The sequence below is a fragment of the Kushneria sinocarnis genome (genome assembly GCF_003633775.1).
GTDB classification, from domain to species: Bacteria; Pseudomonadota; Gammaproteobacteria; order Pseudomonadales; family Halomonadaceae; genus Kushneria; species Kushneria sinocarnis.
This window is the reverse complement of sequence record NZ_RBIN01000006.1, coordinates 108522-126109: the sequence shown is the minus strand read 5'-3', so window position 1 is coordinate 126109 and position 17588 is coordinate 108522. Positions and strand designations below refer to the sequence as shown.

Annotated in this window: 16 protein-coding genes; 9 read left to right on the top strand and 7 right to left on the bottom strand. The window is 62.3% G+C overall.

The genetic code is table 11. From position 1 onward, the window contains the following. Window positions 1–195 precede the first annotated feature (195 nt). The 3 genes from ftsA to lpxC all read left to right on the top strand — a co-directional run bounded on the left by ftsA (window position 196) and on the right by lpxC (window position 3772). Window positions 196–1479 carry a cell division protein FtsA gene (ftsA, locus tag C7446_RS10920; RefSeq protein WP_121173146.1) on the top strand — a complete coding sequence of 428 codons (1284 nt, stop codon included), beginning with the start codon at window positions 196–198 and terminating at the stop codon, window positions 1477–1479. A 37-nt stretch (window positions 1480–1516) separates the two neighbouring features. Then, the gene (gene ftsZ, locus C7446_RS10915) at window positions 1517–2689 is read left to right on the top strand and encodes a cell division protein FtsZ (protein WP_121173145.1); all 1173 of its coding nucleotides are present in this window, start codon (window positions 1517–1519) and stop codon (window positions 2687–2689) included. Window positions 2690–2860: 171 nt separating this feature from the next. Next, window positions 2861–3772: a UDP-3-O-acyl-N-acetylglucosamine deacetylase gene (gene lpxC, locus C7446_RS10910; protein ID WP_121173144.1), complete on the top strand. Its 912-nt coding sequence runs from the start codon at window positions 2861–2863 to the stop codon at window positions 3770–3772. 99 nt (window positions 3773–3871) lie between these two features. On the opposite strand, the gene C7446_RS10905 is transcribed toward lpxC, so the two are convergent. Then, window positions 3872–4342 (bottom strand): DUF721 domain-containing protein, encoded by a 471-nt coding sequence (locus C7446_RS10905; protein ID WP_121173143.1) that lies wholly within the window; start codon window positions 4340–4342, stop codon window positions 3872–3874. A gap of 67 nt (window positions 4343–4409) precedes the next feature. On the opposite strand from C7446_RS10905, the gene C7446_RS10900 reads away from it, so the two are divergent. From C7446_RS10900 to C7446_RS10885, 4 genes are all read left to right on the top strand, one after another. Then, window positions 4410–4748, top strand: coding sequence for a hypothetical protein (locus C7446_RS10900; RefSeq protein ID WP_121173316.1), 339 nt, complete (start codon window positions 4410–4412; stop codon window positions 4746–4748). 48 nt (window positions 4749–4796) lie between these two features. Next, window positions 4797–7556, top strand: coding sequence for a preprotein translocase subunit SecA (gene secA / locus C7446_RS10895; RefSeq protein WP_121173142.1), 2760 nt, complete (start codon window positions 4797–4799; stop codon window positions 7554–7556). Window positions 7557–7589: 33 nt separating this feature from the next. After that, complete coding sequence (gene argJ, locus C7446_RS10890; protein WP_121173141.1) at window positions 7590–8798, top strand: bifunctional glutamate N-acetyltransferase/amino-acid acetyltransferase ArgJ; 1209 nt, start codon at window positions 7590–7592, stop codon at window positions 8796–8798. A gap of 77 nt (window positions 8799–8875) precedes the next feature. Then, window positions 8876–9826: a Nudix family hydrolase gene (locus C7446_RS10885; RefSeq protein ID WP_121173140.1), complete on the top strand. Its 951-nt coding sequence runs from the start codon at window positions 8876–8878 to the stop codon at window positions 9824–9826. Between the two features lie 112 nt (window positions 9827–9938). Here C7446_RS10885 and yacG read toward each other — a convergent pair whose 3' ends face one another. The 5 genes from yacG to pilB all read right to left on the bottom strand — a co-directional run bounded on the left by yacG (window position 9939) and on the right by pilB (window position 14818). Beyond that, a complete protein-coding gene (gene yacG / locus C7446_RS10880; protein WP_121173139.1) occupies window positions 9939–10175 on the bottom strand; it encodes a DNA gyrase inhibitor YacG in 237 nt (78 codons plus the stop codon). Between the two features lie 58 nt (window positions 10176–10233). Beyond that, window positions 10234–10854: a dephospho-CoA kinase gene (gene coaE / locus C7446_RS10875; RefSeq protein WP_342768367.1), complete on the bottom strand. Its 621-nt coding sequence runs from the start codon at window positions 10852–10854 to the stop codon at window positions 10234–10236. Between the two features lie 45 nt (window positions 10855–10899). Further along, window positions 10900–11745 carry a prepilin peptidase gene (locus tag C7446_RS10870; protein ID WP_121173138.1) on the bottom strand — a complete coding sequence of 282 codons (846 nt, stop codon included), beginning with the start codon at window positions 11743–11745 and terminating at the stop codon, window positions 10900–10902. 86 nt (window positions 11746–11831) lie between these two features. Further along, window positions 11832–13076 (bottom strand): type II secretion system F family protein, encoded by a 1245-nt coding sequence (locus C7446_RS10865; protein ID WP_121173137.1) that lies wholly within the window; start codon window positions 13074–13076, stop codon window positions 11832–11834. Between the two features lie 14 nt (window positions 13077–13090). Then, window positions 13091–14818: a type IV-A pilus assembly ATPase PilB gene (gene pilB / locus C7446_RS10860; RefSeq protein WP_245977818.1), complete on the bottom strand. Its 1728-nt coding sequence runs from the start codon at window positions 14816–14818 to the stop codon at window positions 13091–13093. A gap of 202 nt (window positions 14819–15020) precedes the next feature. Here pilB and C7446_RS10855 point away from each other — a divergent pair, with 202 nt between their 5' ends. Further along, window positions 15021–15479 carry a pilin gene (locus C7446_RS10855; protein WP_121173135.1) on the top strand — a complete coding sequence of 153 codons (459 nt, stop codon included), beginning with the start codon at window positions 15021–15023 and terminating at the stop codon, window positions 15477–15479. Window positions 15480–15517: 38 nt separating this feature from the next. On the opposite strand, the gene C7446_RS10850 is transcribed toward C7446_RS10855, so the two are convergent. After that, complete coding sequence (locus C7446_RS10850) at window positions 15518–15787, bottom strand: hypothetical protein (RefSeq protein ID WP_121173134.1); 270 nt, start codon at window positions 15785–15787, stop codon at window positions 15518–15520. 270 nt (window positions 15788–16057) lie between these two features. On the opposite strand from C7446_RS10850, the gene C7446_RS10845 reads away from it, so the two are divergent. Next, a complete protein-coding gene (locus tag C7446_RS10845; protein ID WP_121173133.1) occupies window positions 16058–17455 on the top strand; it encodes a uracil-xanthine permease family protein in 1398 nt (465 codons plus the stop codon). The last annotated feature ends 133 nt before the right edge of the window (window positions 17456–17588 follow it).

The window sequence follows — 17588 nt, the reverse complement described above, 5'->3', positions numbered from 1 at the left end:
TAATTGCCGGTTGGCAACAGCTGTAACTTTATGTATTAGGAGCAATACGGGTATTTCTTTCGCCTGGAAATGGCCGTATTCTCGGTGAAGCTTTTTATGTCCCTGCGTCAGTGCTATTGCGGTCTTTGCAAATGACAACGGGAAGCCTGATGCACGCTTCAGAAATGATCGATCAATAGGGAGTAGGCCCGACCTATGGCAGGACAATCCAACGCTTCCAATATGGTCGTCGGGCTGGATATCGGAACGTCCAAGGTCGTGGCGATTGTCGGTCAGCCGACCGACGATGGCGGTATGGAGATCGCAGGTATTGGCTCACATCCTTCCCGCGGGATGAAAAAGGGCGTGGTGATCAATATCGAATCTACCGTGCAATCCATTCAGCGTGCGGTCGAAGAGGCCGAGCTGATGGCAGGCTGCGATATACACTCGGTTCATGTCGGTATTGCCGGCAGCCATATCAGTTCCATGAATTCCGATGGCGTGGTGGCCATCAAGGAGCGCGAGGTAACGCCTTCCGATATCGAGCGGGTCATCGATTCCGCCCGGGCGCGCGCCATCATGGAAGGGCAGCGCATTCTCCATGTGCTGCCCCAGGAGTATGCCATTGATGCCCAGGAGGGCATTCGCGAGCCGCTGGGCATGTCCGGGGTTCGCCTCGAAGCGCGGGTGCATCTGGTCACGGCTGCGCTCAATGCGGTTCAGAACATCGAGAAATGCGTTCGTCGCTGCGGTCTCGAGGTCGATGACATCATCCTCGAACAGCTGGCCTCGAGCCACGCCGTGCTGACCGAGGACGAGCGTGAACTGGGCGTGTGCATGGTCGATATCGGTGGCGGAACGACCGATATCGCGGTGTTCACCGAGGGGGCCATCCGGCATACGGCGGTCATTCCCATTGCCGGGGATCAGGTTACCAATGATATTGCCATGGCCCTGCGCACGCCGACCCAGTATGCAGAGGACATCAAGGTCAAGTACGCCTGTGCACTGACACAGATGGCCAGCGGCGATGAGCTGATCAAGGTGCCCAGTGTCGGGGATCGTCCGGCCCGGGATCTTTCCCGGCAGGCCCTTGCCCAGGTGGTGGAGCCGCGTTACGAGGAACTGTTTACCCTGGTGCGCGAGGAGCTGCGTCGTAGCGGCTACGAGGATCTGGTGGCGGCCGGCATCGTGCTGACCGGCGGTACCTCGAGAATGGAAGGCGTTGGTGAGCTGGCGGAAGAGATCTTCCACATGCCGGTCAGGATTGCCTGTCCCCAGAATGTACGCGGACTGGCGGATGTGGTACGCAATCCGATTTATTCCACGGGCGTGGGTTTGTTACTCTACGGCATGAATAACGCATCACACTCGCGTGGAATTACCCAATCGCGCGGGGAAGAGCATTCTCGACGCGGTCACTCCGAGCGCCATATGACGGATTCCCTGCCTTCGGCACTGTCGCGGATCCGGGGCTGGTTCAGGGGAAATTTCTGATGAGGTCGCGCCAGGCGCGATCCGGGAGATGGGTATTATGTTTGAGCTGGTAGATAACGCACCCTCCAGCAGCGCAGTTATCAAGGTGATCGGCGTTGGCGGCGGCGGCGGTAATGCCGTCAACCATATGGTCGAGAGCAATATCGAGGGCGTCGAGTTCATCTGCGCGAACACCGATGCGCAGGCCCTCAAGCGTGTTGCAGCCAAGACCGTACTGCAACTGGGCAGCGAGATTACCAAGGGACTGGGCGCCGGCGCCAATCCCGAGGTCGGTCGTCAGGCTGCCATGGAGGATCGTGAACGCATCTCCGAGCTGCTCAATGGTGCGGACATGGTCTTCATTACCGCCGGCATGGGCGGGGGCACCGGTACCGGCGGGGCGCCGGTCGTGGCCCAGGTAGCCAAGGAGCTGGGGATCCTGACCGTGGCGGTCGTGACCCGGCCGTTCCCGTTCGAGGGGCCCAAGCGTCAGCGTGCAGCCGAGGAGGGCATGAAGGAGCTCTCCGAGCATGTGGATTCGCTGATCACCATTCCCAACGAGAAGCTGCTGACCGTTCTGGGCAAGAGCGCCAGCCTGCTTACGGCCTTCAGCGCGGCCAACGACGTACTGCTCGGTGCCGTACAGGGCATCGCCGAGCTCATCACTTCGCCGGGGATCATCAACGTCGATTTTGCCGACGTTCGTACCGTGATGTCCGAAATGGGCATGGCGATGATGGGTACCGGTTCGGCGACCGGCGAGAATCGTGCTCGCGAGGCTGCCGAAAAGGCCATCCGCAGTCCGCTGCTCGAGGATATCGACCTCAACGGCGCACGCGGGATTCTGGTCAACATCACTGCCGGCCCCGACCTGTCGATCGGCGAATTCAATGATGTCGGTGCCACGGTACAGGAGTTCGCTTCCCAGGATGCGACCATCGTGGTGGGTACCGCCATCGACATGGAAATGAGTGATGAGCTGCGGGTGACTGTCGTGGCTGCCGGCCTTGACGGTCGCGTCGAACGCTCCGGGCAGCGGGAAACCCAGAGCGTGCGCGGTGAACAGGCGGATTATCGCAAGCTGTCACAGCAGCCGGCGGTGGCGCGTCAGCAGCAGCGTGAAAAGGAGCAGGCGCGCGAACAGCAGGCTTCCCGCGACAAGCGTCGCAAGTCCCAGGAGATGGATGACTATCTCGATATTCCTGCCTTCCTGAGACGCCAGGCTGACTGAGCCGGCGTCTGCCATCTCATGAGCCGGGACTCCGCCTGCGGGGTCTCGCTCGTTTTTGCATGATACTAACAAATGAACACTGAATATCGAACAGTGTTCGTTGTTGTTGTGGCAGCCAGCTGTTATTATGCAAACATTCGTTTGAATGCTTTCCTGCGTGGCAGCGAACCTATGATCCGTCAAAGAACTCTTCAAAACATCATCCGGGCAACCGGGGTTGGCCTGCACTCGGGCAAGAAGGTCTATCTGACCCTGCGACCGGCACCCATCAATACCGGCATCGTGTTCGTGCGTACTGATCTGGACCCGGCAGTCGAAGTGCCGGCTCATCCGAACAACGTGCAGGACACCACCATGTGTACGGCGCTGTCCGTGAATGGTGCCCGAGTGGCGACCGTGGAGCATCTGATGTCAGCGCTTGCCGGGCTCGGCATCGATAACGTTCGTGTCGAGCTGAGCGAGCCCGAAGTGCCGATCATGGATGGCAGCGCCGGCCCCTTCGTGTTCCTGATCCAGTCGGCCGGTATTGCCGAGCAGGAAGCGCCGAAGCGCTTCATCCGCATCCGGCGCGAACTGACGGTGACCGATGGCGACAAGTGGGCCAGCTTCCGACCCTATGACGGTTTCCGGGTTGGCTTCACGATCGATTTCGACCACCCGGTGTTCGAGTCGCAGAAACAGTCGACCAGCGTGGACTTCTCTACCACTTCCTTTGTCAAGGAAGTCAGTCGCGCACGTACCTTCGGTTTCATGCGGGATCTGGAGTTCCTGCGCTCGCAGAATCTGGCCCTCGGGGGCAGTCTGGACAACGCCATCGTGGTCGATGAGTACCGGATTCTCAACGAGGATGGCCTGCGCTACGAGGATGAGTTCGTGCGCCACAAGGTGCTGGACGCCATCGGCGATCTCTACCAGCTGGGGCACAGCCTGATCGGCGAATTCCGGGGCTTCAAGTCCGGCCACGGGCTTAACAATCAGCTGGCCAGGGCGCTGCTCAGGCAGCAGGATGCCTGGGAGATCGTGACCTTCGAGAATCGCGAAACCTCGCCGATTTCCTATTCCGAGCCCGCCATGGCCTTGTAGTCCGACCGACGGATCGAACGCTTGCCATCAGGCGCCGGCATCAGCCGGCGCCTTTTTCGTTGCTGCCCGTGATGGCCCCTGCGTTGTGCGAGCTGCCGCTCAGGAGCTGTCGGGGTTGCGATCGCCGTGGCTGGCGAGCCGCTCCAGCGCCCGGCGCAGATGGCGATCACTGGTATCGCTGGCGCACATGCGCAGCTGCTCGGCGGCCTCGGCGGGCAGATGACGGGGCTGGTGCACCGGCTGGTAGAGGGGGCGGATGGGACGTACCTTGAATTGCAGTCCCTGCAGGGTTTCCAGTCCGCGGATCTGGTTGAGCAGCGTCAGCAGACGGCGCTGCTCGAAGCGCAGCCAGGTCAGCCAGACGGCACGATCGGTGATCAGGGTCAGACGGCCCTCACGATAGCCGCCGACGGCCACATGACCGTGCAGCTCTTCGGGGAGATGAGCATCGAGTTGTTGCTGTGCCTCGGCCAGCAGTTGTGCCGTACGAATCAGCGGGGCGAGGGTGCCCTGGTGAGTGAACAGTTTTGCAGCGGACTGGGCTCGTCCGGCTTTAGCCTTTATACTCATGGGCTTGCTTGCTGCACCGGGTTCAGGTTCCACTCAATCTACCATGTCCGATGGTTTCAAAGACAGTATGACCCGCTCCGATGGTATGGTGCGTCCGCGCCGTTATCCCATGCCTCGCTGGTGGCTGGCCGGATTGCTCATCGGTTGTCTGCTGCCGATCGGGCTGGGGCAGGCACGATTCGAGCTGGTGACCGACCGACTGTTTCGTATCTGTTTTCATACACCGGCGGCCATTCGCGCCGTTTCGCGGCGCCGGGTAGCGCAGCGCTGTCGCCGTTTTCCGCTGCGCCGGCAGCCACCGTCATGCTGTCGCCTGATTTCGCCGCGTCGTGCTGCCATGCATGTGCTGCCCATGACCGCCGGCAGCGACTGCCTGTGTCGTCGTGGGCCGCCACTCGTTTCGTGAAGCCTGTCATTTTTCGAACCGAGTTACGTCATTACAGGACATTTTTCGATGTTGAACACACTGGTACGCAAGCTGGTCGGCAGCAAGAACGAGCGCGAAGTCAAGCGCATGCGCAAGAGCGTCGAGCGCATCAGTGCCCTGGAGTCCGATCTTCAGGCATTGAGCGACGCCGACCTTCAGGCCCGCACGCAACAGTTCCGCGATCGACTGGCAGGAGGAGAGAGCCTCGACAAGCTGCTGCCCGAAGCCTTTGCCACTGTGCGTGAGGCCAGCCAGCGGGTCATGGGCATGCGTCAGTTCGACGTGCAGATGATCGGCGGTATCGCGCTGCATGAAGGGCGTATCGCCGAGATGAAGACCGGTGAGGGCAAGACGCTGGTGGCTACCCTGGCCGTCTACCTCAACGCGCTCTCCGGACTCGGCGTGCACGTGGTGACCGTCAACGACTATCTCGCGAGTCGTGATGCCGACTGGATGCGGCCGCTTTACGAGTTTCTCGGGTTGAGTGTCGGGGTCATCTATTCCGGCCAGAATGCCGATGAAAAGCGCGCTGCCTACGGTGCCGACATTACCTACGGTACCAACAACGAGTTCGGCTTCGATTACCTGCGCGACAACATGGCGTTCTCGCTCGAGGACAAGGTCCAGCGCACGCATCATTACGCCATCATCGATGAGGTCGATTCGATCCTGATCGACGAGGCGCGTACGCCATTGATCATCTCGGGTCCGGTGGAAGAGGACACCAACCTCTACAATGTCGTCAATCGACTGGTGGGCGAGCTGCACCCCTGCGAGGATGAGGAAGACCCCGATTCCGGGGACTTCACCATGGACGAGAAGCAAAAGCAGGTCGAGCTGACCGAGCGTGGTCACCAGACAGTAGAAATGGTGATGCAGCGCGAACAGCTGCTTGACGATAACGAATCCCTCTATGCGGCCCAGAATCTCGGCCTGCTGCATCACGTTCATGCCGCACTGCGCGCCCGTCACCTGTTCCATCGTGACGTCGACTATGTGGTCAACGAGGGTGAGGTGATCATCGTCGACGAACACACCGGTCGTTCCATGCCCGGTCGACGCTGGTCCGAGGGACTGCACCAGGCGGTTGAAGCCAAGGAGGGAGTCGAGGTTCAGAAGGAGAGTCAGACGCTCGCCTCGACCACCTTCCAGAACTATTTCCGGCTCTATGACAAGCTGTCCGGGATGACCGGTACGGCCGATACGGAAGCCTTCGAGTTTCAGCAGATCTATGGTCTGGACGTGCTGGTCATTCCCACCAATCGGCCGATGGCGCGCCAGGATCTCAATGATCTGGTCTTCATGAGCACCACCGAGAAGTACGAAGCGATCATCGAGGACATCAAGGAGAAGATGGCCGGAAATCGCCCCGTGCTGGTGGGGACGGCCTCGATCGAAAGCTCGGAGATCCTCTCCGAAATGATGCGCAAGCAGCAGGTGGCGCACAACGTGCTCAATGCCAAGCAGCATGCGCGCGAGGCGGATATCATCGCCCAGGCGGGGCGCCCCGGGACGGTGACCATCGCCACCAACATGGCAGGTCGTGGTACCGACATCATGCTGGGCGGCAGCTGGAAGAACGAGGTGGCTCAGCTCGACAACCCCTCCGAGGAGCAGGTAGAGGCGATCCGTGCCGACTGGCAGCGTCGTCATGATGCCGTACTGGAAGCGGGTGGCCTGCACGTGATCGGCTCGGAACGGCACGAGTCAAGGCGCATCGACAACCAGCTGCGCGGCCGCTCGGGGCGTCAGGGCGATCCGGGCTCGACCCGCTTTTTCCTCTCCCTCGAGGATAACCTGATGCGGCTGTTCGGCTCCGACCGGGTGCAGCGCATGATGGGGGCGCTGGGGCTGGAAAAGGGCGAAGCCATCGAGCATCGCATGGTGTCCAATGCCGTCGAGCGGGCCCAGCGCAAGGTCGAGGGACGCAACTTCGACATCCGCAAGCAGCTGCTCGAATACGATGACGTGGCCAATGATCAGCGCCAGGTGGTCTATGATCAGCGCAACGATATCCTGGCGTCCGATGATATTTCGGAAAACGTGCAGAATCTGCGTGTCGAAGTGCTCGATTCCGCCATTTCCGACTTCGTGCCACCCCAGAGCCTGCCGGAGCAGTGGGACCTGGAAGGTCTGGAGCAGCATTTGCGTCAGGAGTTCGGTCTCGATGCGCCGGTAACCCAATGGGCCGATGAAGACGGTTTCCATGAGGAGGTCCTGCGCGAGCGGCTGCAGGAGCAGTTGCGCAAGTCCTGGGCCGAGAAGGAGGTGGCTGTTGGCCCGCAGATGATGCGGCGCTTCGAGAAGCAGGTCATGCTGCAGGTGCTCGATACCCGCTGGAAGGAGCATCTGCAGGCGATGGACAACCTGCGCCGTGGCATTCACCTGCGCGGTTACGCCCAGCGTAACCCCAAGCAGGAGTACAAGCGTGAAGCCTTCGGCCTCTTCCAGACCCTGCTTTACAACATCAAGTCCGACGTGGTGCGCATTCTTTCCCATGTGCAGGTGCGCCAGCAGAATGAGGTCGAGGAGCTCGAGCGCGAGCGTCGCGAGTCGCTGGCACGCGAGCAGGCCAGCAGTGCCATGAGTCGCGAGGATGAAGCGCTGGCCGCAATCGAGGAAGAAGCCGAAACGCCACTCGACAGCGAGGCAGTGGCTGCTGCCGGCGAGGCTGCCGAGGGTGGTCAGCAGACGGTACGTCGCGATGCCCCCAAGGTAGGGCGTAATGATCCCTGCCCGTGCGGTTCCGGCAAGAAATACAAGCAGTGTCACGGACAGCTGAGCTGATCAGCGCTCGGTGACCGGCCCGGGGAGAACACGATGGCCACAGGTGAAGCCCGCTTTCCGGAAATGCCCGAAATCGCCGGTGTCCGGCTGGGCACCGCGATGGCGGGAATCAAGCGGCCCGGCCAGCGGGATCTGGTCGTGGTCGAAATCCGCGACGGGGCTCATGTCGCGGCCACGTTTACCCGCAACGCCTTTCGTGCCGCGCCGGTCTGTGTGGCACAGCAGCATCTGGCGCAGGCCGCGCCTCGCTATCTGCTGATCAATACCGGCAATGCCAACGCCGGTAATGGCGAGGCCGGCATGACCGCTGCACGGGACTGCTGTGCGGCGCTGGCCGAGCGGGTCGAGGTGCTGCCCTCGACCGTGCTGCCCTATTCGACCGGCGTGATCGGTGAGCCATTGCCGATCGAGCGCATTCGCGGAGGACTGGACGGCGCGCTCAGTACTCTGGATGGCAGCGGCTGGACGGCAGCGGCCGAGGGTATTCTCACCACCGATACCCGCCCCAAGGGGGCAACGAGGCAGGTGGCGCTGGAAAAGGGGACGGTCACCATCAACGGCATCGCCAAGGGTGCCGGCATGATCCGGCCGAACATGGCCACCATGCTGGCCTTTTTGGCTACCGACGCCGATATCGAGCAGGGCCTGCTGGAGCAGCTGCTGCGGGAAGGCGTGGAACGCTCCTTCAATCGGATCACCATCGATTCCGATACTTCAACCAATGACGCCTGTACACTGATCGCGACCGGCGCGGGGGCGGCCCTTGACGGTGACGGGGATATCGCGGCATTCCGGGAGGCACTGACCATGGTGCTGCTGGAGCTTTCGCATGCCATCGTGCGCGATGGTGAAGGCGCCACCAGGTTCGTCACCATTGCCGTCGAACAGGCGCGCAGTGAAGACGAGGCGCTGGAAGTGGCCTTCAGCGTAGCGCACTCACCGCTGGTCAAGACTGCGCTCTACGCCGGTGATGCCAACTGGGGCAGACTGCTGATGGCCATCGGCAAGGCCCCGGTCGAACAGCTGGAGGTCGAGCGGGTGGGGCTTGATATCAACGGCGTCACCATTGCCGAAAACGGGGGCCGCGCTGCGAGCTATACCGAAGCGGCAGGGGCGGCCGAGATGGCGCAGGAGGATATCGTATTGACCATTCGGCTCGGCCGGGGCGAGCAGGCCGCCCGGGTCTGGACCTCCGATCTGTCGCACGATTACGTTTCAATCAATGCCGATTACCGCAGCTGAGCGGTCGTCCGGCGTCATCGGCGTGCCCGGCACGCCCGAATTTCACAACAGTTCAATCAGGCAGGTAGAGCGGGATCATGCCGAAAAGACGGGTGCATGTCGCAGCAGCGGCTATTTTCAATGAGCGGGGACAGGTACTGATTGCCAGGCGCCCCTCGATTGCCGATCAGGGTGGTTTGTGGGAGTTCCCCGGTGGCAAGCTGGCGCCGTTCGAAACCGGTCTGGAGGCATTGCGGCGCGAACTTGCCGAAGAGCTGGGCGTGACCATCGGCCGGGCGCAGCCCCTGATCCGGGTGCATCACGAATACCCTGACAAGCATATCCTGCTTGATGTCTGGGAGACCCATGATTATGAGGGGGAGCCCTGGGGCCGGGAGGGGCAGGCAGTGCGCTGGGTCGAGGTCGGTGATCTCGAGCGCTATCCGTTCCCTGAAGCCAATCATCCCATCATTCGGGCGGTCATGCTGCCTCGCCATTACCTGATTACCGGTGAGGAAGAGGATGAAGCACGCTTCGAGCAGAAGCTCGACCGGGCCCTCGAGGAGGATGGCATCAGGCTGGTACAGCTGCGGGCGAAGACGCTGGTAGACGAGCGCTGGCAGCAGCGTGCCGAGCAGGCGCTGGCGCTCTGTCGCAGGCATGGCGCGCGGCTGATGCTCAATGGTGATCCGGCGCTGCTCGAGCAGGTGGATGCCGATGGCATTCATCTGACCAGTACGCGTCTGATGGGGCTCGATCGACGCCCCATTGCCGCGGACAAGTGGCTGGCGGCTTCGACCCATGATCAATCCCAGGTGAATCAGGCTGCCCTGATAGGGTGTGACTTCATTACCCTGTCGCCACTGCGTGAGACACCGAGTCATCCGGGTGCCATCACCATGGGCTGGCACGATTTCCAGAAGCTGGTGGAGCATGCTGTCATGCCGGTTTATGCCCTGGGCGGCGTGACCCGGCATGACTGCGATCGTGCCCGCGCCGTGGGCGCGCAGGGCATTGCCTCGATCCGGGATTACTGGTATCCCGAATGAGCAGGGCCAGCGCGTGTCTGCATCGCTCGGCCTGAAAGCTCAAGCCATGCAGGCATGCCCGCGGGCGGGATGCTTTACGGCATTCCTGCCACTGCGGCCGGTTCCGGCCGTGTCACTTGTTCGATCCCCCGCCGCGTTCGAGCTGATCGATCAGACTGTCGAGATTGGCTTCATCCATCGCCGGCTCGCCGGCGATGCGGTGGGATTCATCGGCCCAGGCGCCGAGATCGATCATCTTGCAGCGTTTGGAGCAGAACGGACGCCACGCGCTCTCGGTTGACCAGACGACTTCACGGTTGCAGTGCGGGCAGGTAACGATCGGCTTGCCCTCGGCAGTTTTACGGCTCATGGCATACTCTCCGGTGTTGGTCCTCGGAACGCGCAGGGTGGGCGTGTCGCACTTGTGGTCACACCCCCGGCTGCATTTCGCGAGCGAGCTGTCGATACCGGCCATCGAGTCGCTCGATCCGGGCTTGCATTTCCTGTGTGGTGCCGCTGTTGTCGAGGACATCATGCGCAGCGGCAAGACGCTGCGCGCGGGGAAGCTGGGCGGCAATGATGGCCCGGGCCTGTTCGCTATCAATGCCATCACGCTGTCGGGTGCGTGCCAGCTGGGTCTCCTCGTCGACATCGACCACCAGTATCCGGTCCACCAGCCGATACTGATCGGTTTCCAGCAGCAGGGGGGAAACCAGCAGGGCATATTCCGTTCCGCCCTGGCGAAACCCTTCCAGCCGGGTCACGATGCGCTCGCGTATGAGTGGATGGGTGATCTCTTCCAGTTTCCGCCGCTGCACCTCCTCGCTGAAGATGCACTGTCGCAGCCGGACGCGATCGAGCTGGCCCTCGGAGGTGATCATCTCCTCGCCGAACTGCTGCCGGATCCTCTCCAGCGCGGGCTCTCCGGGGGCCACGATGTCACGGGCGACGTCATCGGCATCCACCCAGGCGGCCCCGAGTTCGGCGAAGGCGCGCGCCACGGTACTCTTGCCCGAGGCAATGCCACCGGTCAGACCCACGATCAGCACTGGCGCTCTCCTTTGACATGATGACAGGTATTGGCGCTGGGCAGTCTACAACCCCAGTACACTCATGTAAGCCGCTGTCAGCATCGGGCCGTGCAGCAGCATCAGCCAGCCGGCAATGACCAGAAAGGGGCCGAAGGCCAGCGGCTGTCCGCGGGTGCCGGGACGCCGCAGCTGCAGTCCGATGCCATAGATTGACCCCAGCAGCGTGGCAATGACCAGTAGCGGTGGCAGCGAGGGCCAGCCGCACCAGGCGCCCAGCGCGGCCAGCAGCTTGAAGTCGCCCTGGCCCATCCCTTCGCGCCCGGTGAGCAGCCGGAACAGCCAGTAAAGGGACCATAGCACCAGATAGCCGGCCAGCGCGCCAATGACCGAGTCTGCAAGCCCGGAAGGTGCGAAGACCAGATGATAAAGCAGGCCGCCCCAGAGCAGTGGCTGAGTCAGGATGTCCGGCAGCAGCTGGGTGCGCAGATCGATCACGGCCAGTACCAGCAGGACCAGGCAGGCGGCCAGAAGGGCGAGACTGTCGAGGCCCAGGCCCTGTTGCCAGATGACCGCCAGGGTGAGCAGCAGGGTGGTCAGTTCGACCAGGGGATACTGGGGACTGATCCTGCCCTGACAGTGGGCACAGCGGCCACGCCGCTTGAGGTAGCCCAGAAGCGGGAGGTTGTCGTGCCAGGCGATGGGATGCTCGCAGTGCGGACAGAGCGAGCCCGGGGTCAGCAGATTGAAGCGGGGCAGTGATTCGCCGGGCAGTTCCAGCGCGTCACGCGCCTCGGCGCGCCAGCCGCGCATCAGGATCACCGGCAGTCGCGTGATGACCACATTGAGAAAGCTGCCCAGGGCCAGCGCCACCAGCAGCAGTACCGTCAGTACCGGCCAGGGCGGCAGCATCGTCAGGGATGTCAAGAAACAATCTCCGCAGCGAAGGCAAATGACTCGGACGCTGTCCGAGTGGCGTTGTCATGACAGGGCATCGCTCAGATGGCGCTGCCCAGTTCGAATACCGGCAGATACATCGACAACACCAGACCGCCTACCAGCAGGCCCAGCACCACGATGATGAAGGGCTCCAGCAGGGAGGTGAGGGTGTCCACGCGATTTTCCACTTCGGTTTCGTGGAATTCGGCGACCCGGTCGAGCATATCATCCAGCGAGCCCGCCTCTTCACCGATGGCCACCATTTGAAGCGACATCGATGAAAAAAGGCTGGTGTTGCGCATGGCGATGTGCAGCTGCTGCCCGTTATTGACGTCGGCTCGGATGTCATTGACAGCCCGGGCAAAGACCTGATTGCCGCAGGCTCCGGAAGCAGTCTCGAGCGCCTCCAGCAATGGTACGCCGGCAGCGAAACTGGTGGAAAGGGTACGGGTAAAACGGGCGATGGCCGATTTTTCCAGAATGCCGCCAATGACCGGCAGCCTGAGAGAGAGGCGACTCAGCTGCAGGTTCAGCACGGGTGAACGCCGCAGGATGAAGCGCAGCAGCACACCCGCCCCCAGCAGGACAACAAGACTCTGGAACCACCACGCCTGTACCGTTTCCGAGAGCCGAATGGTGAGTTGGGTGGGCATGGGCAGCTCGGCACCGAAGCCCGAGAACATGGTCTCGAACTGAGGCACCACCTCGACCAGCAACAGAACGGTAATACCGATCCCCACGCCGATCACCGAAACGGGGTAGTACATCGCCTTCAGGACTCGCGCGCGCAGTACTTCCAGCCGTTCCTTGTAGAGGGCGATCCGCTCCAGCATCCGGTCCAGGGCACCAGCCTGCTCACCCGCGGCTACCAGGTGGACGAACAGCTCATCGACGTGTCCGGGGTGCCTGGCCAGAGCGCCGGAGAAGCTCATGCCACCGGAAACATCCTGATACAGGGTTTCGATGAGATGGCGCAGTGCCGGCTGGGTGGTGCTGTTGGCGACCGCCGTAAAGGCCTGCAGCAGGGGAATACCGGCATGGATCATGGTGGCCATCTGGCGGGCAAAGAGGGTGATGTCACGGCTGCGAATGCGATTGCCGAAAACGGGGAGTGAACGCCTGCGGCTCAACCTGCGTACGCTGATGCCCTGCTGGGCGAGATGGCGCCGGACCTCGCTCTGGTCGCTCGCGACCATCTCGCCCTGGAGGCGTTTGCCACGGGCATTGCGTCCCTGCCATTTCCAGACCGTAATGCGGGGGTGTTCCTTCGCTCGTGTGCGGGCGAACCCCGTACGCGATGTCATGGCACTGTTTTCCTTTAGTGGCTGGTGACCCGGTTGATCTCTTCAAGCGTTGTTTCACCCGCCATGACCCTGCGCAACCCGCTGCGACGCAGACTGTCATGGCCCTCCCGACGGGCCTGGTCGGACAGCTCCAGGGCACTGACTTCCTGCATGATCAGCCGGCTCATGACCGTGGACACCGGCATGACCTCATAGATACCCAGACGGCCATGATAGCCATTGGTACAGCGGTCACAGCCCTGCGCCCGGTAGAGGGTGGCCTGTTCGATCTCTGCGTCGCTGGCGCCGGCCTCGCGCAATACCTGGTCGGGCACGGTGATCGGTTCGCGGCAGTGCTCGCACAGTCGGCGGGCAAGACGCTGGGCGATGATCAGGGAGACCGAGCTGGCGATGTTGAAGGCGGCCACCCCCATGTTGCGCAACCGCGTCAGGGTTTCGGCGGCGGAGTTGGTATGCAGCGTGGAGAGCACCAGGTGACCGGTCTGGGCCGCCTTGACCGCGATCTCGGCGGTTTCCAGATCGCGGATCTCCCCCACCATGACGACATCCGGATCCTGACGCAGAAAGGCGCGCAGGGCACTGGCGAAGTCGAGGCCGATGCGTGGCTGGACATTGACCTGATTGATGCCTTCAAGACGCAGCTCGACCGGGTCCTCGGCCGTGGCAATGTTGCGCTCTTCGGTATTGAGAATATTGAGGCCGGTGTAGAGCGTGACCGTCTTGCCGCTGCCGGTCGGACCGGTTACCAGAATCATTCCCTGCGGGCGGGCGAGCGCGGTCTCGTAACAGGTCTGCTGCTCGGGGTGAAAGCCCAGTGCCTCGATGCCCAGCCGGGCTTCGGCAGCATCGAGCAGGCGTAGCACGACCTTCTCTCCTGCAAGCGTGGGCAGCGTGTTGACACGAAAATCGACGCTGCGTCTTGTCGAAAGGCGCATCCGGATATTGCCGTCCTGGGGCAGGCGCCGCTCGGAGATATCGAGGCGTGCCAGCACCTTGAGGCGAGCGGTAATCCGGCTGCGCAGGCCCGTGGGCGGGCGGGCCGCTTCGATCAGCAGCCCATCGATGCGAAAGCGGACCCGGAAGCTGGTCTCATAGGGTTCGAAATGAATATCCGAGGCGCCGCGTCGGATGGCATCGAGCATCAGCTGCTTGACGAAGCGCACCACCGGCGCATCGTCGTTGTCGCTGATGGCGGCATCCACGCTTACGCTCTCCTGGTCCTCTTCCAGGTTCAGCTCATCCAGCGAATCACCGTTGCCCAGCAGCGCCATGGCACCATCGTCGTGCAGTTCCAGGTACTGCTCCAGCGCGCGGGCGAGCTGATCCACCGGGGCCAGCACGGCTTCCACCGAGAGCCCGGTGCTGAACTGCAGCTCATCCAGCCCGGGCAGCGCGGAGGGGGCGTCCACGGCCATGACCAGCCGATGCGGATGGCGGGCCAGCGGCAGGGCGCCGAGACGGCGCAGCAGACCTTCGCTCATGCCGGTCATGTCCGGCAGATGGGTGACCGGAATCGCTTCCAGATCGACACAGGCCAGGCCGTACTCCCACGCCGTGGCCAGGGTGGCATCACGCGCCGAGACCAGCGCCTCACGGGTGACGTAATGCAGCAGCGGGCACTCCTCGGCATCGGCTGCCTCCTGCGCTTCGCGGGCAGCGGCTTCATCCAGCAGACCATCCTCGACGAGGCGGCGCGCCAGTCCGCGCAGCGATGATGGCGAGGTAACGAAAGTCTCGGGCATGGGGATATCCGACCGGTTCGGCGAATGGTTCCCCATGGTTATCGGCCGGCTGCCGGTATCGCTAAAGCTCGGGCCCGCATGGCCGTTACCTGAGGATGGACGCCGGTGGCAGCGCAGCATATTGCCCTCGGTATTATACCGTTATCCTGCTGTCACTCATTGTTGAGTGGCGGTGATATGCCGAGCACAGGGGAAGGGATTGATGAAACGCAGTCAGGGTGGTTTTACGCTGATCGAACTGATGATCGTGGTAGCGATCATCGGCGTGCTCGCGGCGATCGCGATTCCGCGCTATCAGGATTATGTGGCGAGATCGGAAGTGGCTTCCGGTCTTGCCACTATACGTGGGACTCAAACGGCAGCGGAAGAAAGAATTCTGAATGGTCAGGAAATCAGTATTACTGAAAATGATGCTGGATTCATCGGCCTGACAAGTGAAGAGGTGAATCTGGGGACACTCACGGCATCTTCAGATAAAGAAACAGGAACAGGTACCATTTCGCTGGCCTTTGATAATGCCAGTGCTCAGGTGAATGGCAACAGCATCTCGCTGGAACGCTCAGACAACGGAGTATGGACGTGTTCGACGGATGTCCAGGCCTCCTTCATTCCCAAAGGCTGTAACGGGCCAGATGGTGGGGACGAGCAGCCCGATAGCTGAATTCGAAAGCCGGCTGGTGCCGGCTTTTTCATTATCTCTCAATACAGCGCCTTTTCCTCTTCCACCACTTCCTTGAGTACTTCCAGGAAGAGCTTGTCCGCCGGTGTATGCTCCCTGGCATCCTGGGGAATCTTGACGCTGGTGGCCCGGGAGATTTCATCGGCGATTCTGGCATCGGCGTCGCGTTCGCCAAAGTGGGCGCGCGCCACTTCCATCGAGCGGTTGAGAATGTCGAGGTCCTGCAGCAATTTCTTGATGAAGCCGCGCAGCTCCTGAATCTCGCGGTTGAGCTGGATCTCGCTGCTCATGTCCGGGCTCCTCTGTTTGTTCGGGATGATGATGCCGACGATAGCACAGCGCCGATGGCAAGCAGGAGCCCCGGTGGCCCTTGCCTGGTATGGCGCATCATCCGGCATGAAAACCGGTTGCCGGCAGTGGGCGAAATATGCCGCTCTGACCCCCGGCTGACCATCCGATAATGCCTTCACCATTCAGCTGGTCGTGATGTAACGCTAGAATGCCGCGCTTGCAACGGGCGCTGCCTGCCCGTTATCGACAGCCAATGGATTGAAGGTCCCATGCCCCGCGACAGTGATCCCCAGCCTGCCTCGCACGCTACTCCCGATGAATCGCCGCAGCCGACACCGCTGCTGTATGGTCTCGAGGATCGGCCCCGCCCACTGCCGCTGCTGCTGGTGGCGGCCCAGCATCTGATGGCGATCATCGTACCGATCATTACCCCGGCCCTGCTGATCTGTCAGGCCCTGCAGGTGCCGGCACGCGATACCGGCATGATCATCTCGATGTCGCTGCTGGTCTCGGGGCTGGCGACCTTCGTGCAGTGCTGGCGGCCCGGGCCGCTGGGTTCGGGGCTGCTGACCATTCAGGGCACCAGTTTCAATTTTCTGGGGCCGATCATCGGAACCGGTACGGCAATGCTGCAGGGCGGCGCTTCGGTGCCGGGTGTGCTGGGGGCGATCTTCGGCACCCTGATGGTGGGCTCCTTCGTGGAGATGGGGCTGTCGCGCATCCTGCCGCTGCTGAGGCGGGTCATCACGCCGCTGGTGACCGGCATCGTGGTACTGCTGATCGGGCTGACCCTGATTCGGGTAGGGCTGGTCAGCATGGGCGGGGGGCAGGCCGCGTTGAACAGCGATACCTTCGCCACCGCGGACAACCTGCTGCTATCGGGGAGCGTGCTGGCGGTGATCGTGCTGCTCAATCGCTCGCGATCGGCCTGGGTGCGAACCGGCGCGATCATTATCGCACTGCTGGTCGGCTATGCGCTGGCGGCCTGGCAGGGTCGGCTGTCGTTCGGGGAGCTGACGGATCAGCCACTGTTTCAGTGGCCGCTGCCGCTGCACTATGGACTGGATTTCTCGTGGAGCCTGTTCATCCCGCTGCTGGTGATCTATGTGGTGACTTCGCTGGAAGCCATCGGGGATATTACCGCCACCAGTTCGATCTCCCGCGAGCCGGTCGAGGGAGAGCGCTGGATGCGACGCATTCGCGGCGGGGTGCTGGCCAACGGGTTCGGCTCGCTGGTGGCCGGTGCGCTCAACAGCTTTCCCAGTTCGACCTTTGCCCAGAACAACGGGGTCATCCAGCTGACCGGGGTGGCGAGCCGTTATGTCGGCATGATGGTGGCGGTCATGCTGGTGATTCTGGGGCTGCTGCCTCCCGTCTCCGGGGTGATCCGTCAGATGCCCGAACCGGTGCTGGGCGGGGCCACCATCGTGATGTTCGGTTCGGTGGCGGCGGCCGGAATCAATATTCTTGCCGGGGTGCGGCTGGATCGCCGGGCACTGCTGATTCTGGCCATTTCGCTGGCGATGGGGCTGGGCGTCGCACAGGTGCCCCAGTTTCTTCAGCACCTGCCGGATGTCGTGGCCAATGTGTTCTCTTCAGGGGTGGCCACCGGGGGTTTGACCGCCATGATACTCAACCTGGTACTGCCGGAAGAGCCATCATCCTGAATGAGCGGGCAGCCCCGGTTGCACGCCCCGGGATTACCGACACGTGTGTCATCACTCGGGGCTGCGTCGGGCGGTGCGAGGGCGTATAGTGACTCGGCCCGATCGCCGTGGCGCGGCCGATGGGGCACGATAC

Excerpts from the sequence above, each read along its gene's own strand:
- ftsA (WP_121173146.1), top strand. The coding sequence starts at position 196 with ATGGCAGGACAATCCAACGCTTCCAATATGGTCGTCGGGCTGGATATC.
- ftsZ (WP_121173145.1), top strand. The coding sequence starts at position 1,517 with ATGTTTGAGCTGGTAGATAACGCACCCTCCAGCAGCGCAGTTATCAAG.
- lpxC (WP_121173144.1), top strand. The coding sequence starts at position 2,861 with ATGATCCGTCAAAGAACTCTTCAAAACATCATCCGGGCAACCGGGGTT.
- C7446_RS10905 (WP_121173143.1), bottom strand. The coding sequence starts at position 4,342 with ATGAGTATAAAGGCTAAAGCCGGACGAGCCCAGTCCGCTGCAAAACTG.
- C7446_RS10900 (WP_121173316.1), top strand. The coding sequence starts at position 4,410 with ATGACCCGCTCCGATGGTATGGTGCGTCCGCGCCGTTATCCCATGCCT.
- secA (WP_121173142.1), top strand. The coding sequence starts at position 4,797 with ATGTTGAACACACTGGTACGCAAGCTGGTCGGCAGCAAGAACGAGCGC.
- argJ (WP_121173141.1), top strand. The coding sequence starts at position 7,590 with ATGGCCACAGGTGAAGCCCGCTTTCCGGAAATGCCCGAAATCGCCGGT.
- C7446_RS10885 (WP_121173140.1), top strand. The coding sequence starts at position 8,876 with ATGCCGAAAAGACGGGTGCATGTCGCAGCAGCGGCTATTTTCAATGAG.
- yacG (WP_121173139.1), bottom strand. The coding sequence starts at position 10,175 with ATGAGCCGTAAAACTGCCGAGGGCAAGCCGATCGTTACCTGCCCGCAC.
- C7446_RS10870 (WP_121173138.1), bottom strand. The coding sequence starts at position 11,745 with ATGCTGCCGCCCTGGCCGGTACTGACGGTACTGCTGCTGGTGGCGCTG.
- C7446_RS10865 (WP_121173137.1), bottom strand. The coding sequence starts at position 13,076 with ATGACATCGCGTACGGGGTTCGCCCGCACACGAGCGAAGGAACACCCC.
- pilB (WP_245977818.1), bottom strand. The coding sequence starts at position 14,818 with ATGCCCGAGACTTTCGTTACCTCGCCATCATCGCTGCGCGGACTGGCG.
- C7446_RS10855 (WP_121173135.1), top strand. The coding sequence starts at position 15,021 with ATGAAACGCAGTCAGGGTGGTTTTACGCTGATCGAACTGATGATCGTG.
- C7446_RS10850 (WP_121173134.1), bottom strand. The coding sequence starts at position 15,787 with ATGAGCAGCGAGATCCAGCTCAACCGCGAGATTCAGGAGCTGCGCGGC.
- C7446_RS10845 (WP_121173133.1), top strand. The coding sequence starts at position 16,058 with ATGCCCCGCGACAGTGATCCCCAGCCTGCCTCGCACGCTACTCCCGAT.